This is a genomic window from Anaerovibrio sp. (assembly GCF_024697385.1).
Taxonomy (GTDB): Bacteria; Bacillota; Negativicutes; order Selenomonadales; family Selenomonadaceae; genus Anaerovibrio.
Map to the genome: position 1 here is coordinate 1 of NZ_JAILFV010000152.1, position 4,365 is coordinate 4,365.

General features: G+C 44.4%; 3 protein-coding genes and 1 pseudogene. All 4 read left to right on the forward strand.

Annotated features, from left to right (window positions below):
• A pseudogene (locus K6C05_RS08345) lies at nt 1-580 on the forward strand (hypothetical protein); the annotation flags it as partial.
• Nucleotides 581-713: 133 nt separating this feature from the next.
• Nucleotides 714-1,013, forward strand: coding sequence for a YhdT family protein (locus tag K6C05_RS08350; RefSeq protein WP_296733572.1), 300 nt, complete (start codon nt 714-716; stop codon nt 1,011-1,013).
• Entirely contained in the window at nt 1,010-2,497 is a 1,488-nt protein-coding gene (panF, locus tag K6C05_RS08355) for a sodium/pantothenate symporter (RefSeq protein WP_296733573.1), read from the forward strand. Before K6C05_RS08350 ends, panF begins: the two co-directional genes overlap by 4 nt.
• Before the next feature lie 37 nt (nt 2,498-2,534).
• On the forward strand, nt 2,535-3,938 hold the full coding sequence (locus tag K6C05_RS08360; protein WP_296733575.1) for an alanine/glycine:cation symporter family protein: 1,404 nt from the start codon (nt 2,535-2,537) through the stop codon (nt 3,936-3,938).
• The last annotated feature ends 427 nt before the right edge of the window (nt 3,939-4,365 follow it).

Here is a 4,365-nt window from a genome sequence, read left to right on the forward strand (position 1 = left end):
TCAAAAGCGTGAATGGGATGAGATAGATTATTTTTCCACGGCTGTTCACGAGGCCGGTCACGCTTATATGCTTTGGCGTACCGGTGAAGAATCCTCCTTTGTCACTATAGTAGGCAGGGAAGATTATGGTGGCTATACCAAGGCAAAGTTCGATGACAAGGTGAGCAAGAACTATACGCGGCAATATTACCTTAATCGCATCCGCATGATGTTGGCAGGCCGGGCCTCAGAGGTTGTTTTCCTCGGTGAGGATGAAGGCATCAATGCCGGAATACGGGGAGATTTGGAAAATGCCACTGTTTTGGCAATTACAATGGTGAATAACATGGGCATGGGCAAGAAAATACGGGCATATATCCCGTGGGAAGCATTGCCGGTAAGTCCTGCTGCCGTGGATGTTTACTCTGAGGCCAATGATATAATTCAGCGGGAATACGAGACTACCCTGACCATAATCAGGGAAGGAAAACCTGCCATTAAGGCCTTGGCGGATAAACTGATGGAGAGATATCAGCTCACTGGGCCGGAGATAGATGAGATTTTTGAGGCATTCAGGCAGGGAACAGGGAAAAGTAGGTAGCTATATGCAATGGGAATTATGCCCCAAGTTAATTGGCAGCCCGGAACTATCATTGAATAAGCCTAATTTATTGCCTATAAGCTGTTTGCATAGTATAATCTATCCTGTATGAGGACACCAATCAGCTGTTTTTATGGCTAGTATAGGGTTGGGTTCTACAGAAAGGATTGTTATGACAGAAAAAGAAAAGTATCTCCAGATACGCAAAGAAGCCATGTGGACAGGGATAACCCTCGTGGTACTGATCCTGTTTTGGCTGGTAGCAGGCTTTGGCCTGTCCGATGTTGATATCAAGATTTTTGGATTGCCTATATGGGCTGTAGGCGGGACCGTGGGGGTCTGGATCTTTGCCATGATTTTGGTAAAGCTCCTGACTGCATTTGTGTTTAAGGACTTCGATCTGGACGCAACCGGAGAGGAGGACAAATCATGAATGGGGATCTTGGACAGCTCTTGCCTCTGTTGGGGTATATGGCATTTATGATAGGTATCAGTGTATTTATCCGTTATCAGCAGCAGCATTCCGGACTGATGAATAATTTTGTCCGTACATATTTTATCGGAAATCGTGATCTGGGTGGTTTTGTATTGGCAATGACCACAGTGGCAACCTACAGTTCAGTAAGCTCCTTCGTGGGAGGACCTGGTGTCGCCTGGAATGTTGGCTTTGGCTGGGTATATATGGCTGTGGTACAGGTGACGGCAGTGTTTCTGGTCTTGGGGATATTTGGCAAGCGTGTGGCACTGTTGGCCCGAAAGTTTGATGCGGTAACAGTTATTGACATCATCCGGCGCAGATACGATTCAAATTTGTTGGCGGAGCTATCAGCGTTTATTATAGTCATATTTTTTTGTGCGACCATGGTGGCACAGTTCGTTGGCGGGGCAAAGCTATTTGAGGCGGTGACAGGATACAGCTATGTCACAGGGTTGATTCTTTTTGGCCTGATGGTTGTGGTATATACCACCATAGGTGGCTTCAGGGCAGTGGCCATTACAGATACCTGCTGCGCAGTTATGATGATGGTAGGTATCATCATGCTGGTATATTATGTACTGGAAAGCGGTGGCGGATACTACAATATTATTGCTGATATCGGCAGCCGGCATCCTGAAATGCTTGAGCCTTTATCAGGGGGGAAGATGCCATATGGGCTTTATCTTACCCAGTGGATACTGGTAGGTATTTGTACTATTGCACTGCCTCAGTCAGTGGTTCGGGGACTGGCATTCAAAAACAATAAGAGCTTGGTACGGGCCATGTTGATAGGAACCTTTGTGGTGGGATTTATGAATATAGGCATTAATCTTACCGGTATACTTGGACAGGGAGTACTCAGCGGGGAGCTGACTCAATACGGTGGTGCAGACAACATTATTCCCCGTATTGTAGTAACTGCCATGCCATCCACCCTGGCCAGCATTGCCATTATCGGTCCTTTGGCAGCAAGTATCTCCACCATAAGCAGTCTTTTGCTGGTTGGTTCATCAGCCATTATCAAGGATGTGTACCTGCATCGTCAGGAGCGGAAAGGGAAACGACCGGCGGATGCCAAACTGCGCCTTTTATCCATGTTGGCAACAGCTTTTTTGGGGGCACTGGTATTTGTCATAGCATTGACGCCTCCAAGTCTTATATGGTTGATTAATATGTTTGCCTTTGGTGGATTGGAAACCGCATTTTTCTGGACATTGCTATTAGGGCTGTATTGGCGCGGAGCAAATAAGACAGGAGCTATGCTGTCCATGTTTGGCGGGACATTACTGTATTGTATGGCACAGGGGATGGGTTTTAAAATAATGGGACTTCATCAAATTACCATAGGAATTACCTGTTCGTTGGTGCTGTTTTTAATGGGGTCATATTTCGGGAAAAAGGAGAACCCGGATGTATTAAGGGACTTTTTCCCTGAGTAATGAGGGAATATATAACTAAAAAGGAGATGGTTGTTAAATGGTGGAAGCATTGGTAAGTGAAATTTCTAATTTCATGTATGGTAAGCTGTTGATTATTATGCTGTTGGGAGTTGGACTGTATTATACCTTGAGGACAAGGTTTATACAGGTACGGCTCTTTGGAGAGACACTTAAGGTAATCATGGAAAAAAAGGATGATAAGCACAGTGTTTCCTCTTTTCAGGCACTGATGGTTTCCACGGCCTCCCGCGTGGGTACAGGCAATATTATTGGTGTATCTACAGCTCTTTGCCTGGGTGGCTTTGGTTCCATGTTTTGGATGTGGGTTGCAGCCTTTTTGGGCGGTGGCAGTGCCTTTGTGGAGAGTACCCTGGCCCAGGTTTATAAAAAACGCGGTGAACACGGTAGCTATGGCGGTCCTGCCTATTATATCGAAAATGCCCTGAAAAATAGATTCGTGGCAATAATATTCGCCTTGGCCCTGATAATGACCTATGGTGTTGGGTTCAATATGCTGTGTGCCTACAATCTTCAGTCAACATTTTCATCTTTTTCTTTTTATGATCCTGGCAGCACTCCGTGGTTGATAGGTGGATTGCTGGCAGTGTTGGTAGGCTGGTGTATTTTTGGCGGTGGCAGACGAATCATCAAGGCAACATCAACCTTAGTGCCTATTATGGGCTTGTTGTATGTGATTGTGGCCCTTATCGTAACCTTGATGAATATAGGTATGCTGCCGGACATTTTTTCTACTATATTCACACAGGCATTTGATTTTGAATCAATATTTGGTGGTTTTGCAGGTTCCTGTGTAATGTATGGTATCAAGCGTGGTCTGTATTCCAATGAGGCCGGTGTCGGTTCTGCACCAAATGCAGCAGCTGCTGCAGATGTATCTCATCCTGTCAAGCAGGGGCTGGTGCAGATGTTCTCAGTATTTATTGATACCATGCTTCTCTGTACGGCTACAGCATTTATGTGCATGAGCTCAGGGGTGGAGCCAACCAAGGAATTAGCAGGGGCACCATATGTGCAGGCAGCCTTGGATGCTACCATTGGTACAGGCGCAGGTGCGTTCCTGACTGTATCCATGCTGTTGTTTGCATTTACAACTCTTTTGGGTAACCTTTATTATGTGGATAATTGTCTGGCATATGTTAATGGTTCGGTTCCTGGCAAGCTGTTTATGACAGTTTACCGCATTTTGGCCTGCGCGGTGATATTTGTTGGCGCTGGACTAAGCATGGGACTTTTATGGGATTTGGCCGATGTACTTATGGGATGCATGACCATAATCAACCTGCCGGTTATCGTTATCTTGGGTGGGACGGCCATGGGCTGTCTGCGCGATTATGAATCCCAGCGGGATTCAGGGGAAAATCCTGTATTTTATGCAGAGAGCATTAATTTGAAAACCCCGCTGGATTATTGGCAGAAATAGTTGTCAATAGGCAAGGGCAGTATCGACTTTTATGATGAAGGTTATTTTTGACAAGTAGTTAATGTTGATGGGAGAAAAATCTTATCTGATAAATATTTTTTGATAGTCGTTAGGTGATGTTTTTTTAACCCTGACTGGGTCATCTGGTCGGGGTTTTTTGTTCGATTTTAATAAATTACGGGTTTGACCCTACCACTTTTTGTTTTTTTTCATCAGTTTTTGATTCGCTATTGAATAATGAAAAAAAATATTATATTTTTTTATAGTAGGTGATGAGTATATCTCTCGCCTCGTTGAAACACCAAGTGGAAGACTATTCTTTTTTTAAAAGAATAATTTGAACAATGTCGTTATAACTAGGTTCAATATGGAGGTTGAATATTAAGGTGGCATCAGAGGAAAAGAAAGAGGATGTAAAACAGCCTAA

What these genes read in the sequence shown, in the direction of transcription:
- K6C05_RS08350 (WP_296733572.1), top strand. Translation starts at nt 714, where the DNA reads ATGGCTAGTATAGGGTTGGGTTCTACAGAAAGGATTGTTATGACAGAA.
- panF (WP_296733573.1), top strand. Translation starts at nt 1,010, where the DNA reads ATGAATGGGGATCTTGGACAGCTCTTGCCTCTGTTGGGGTATATGGCA.
- K6C05_RS08360 (WP_296733575.1), top strand. Translation starts at nt 2,535, where the DNA reads ATGGTGGAAGCATTGGTAAGTGAAATTTCTAATTTCATGTATGGTAAG.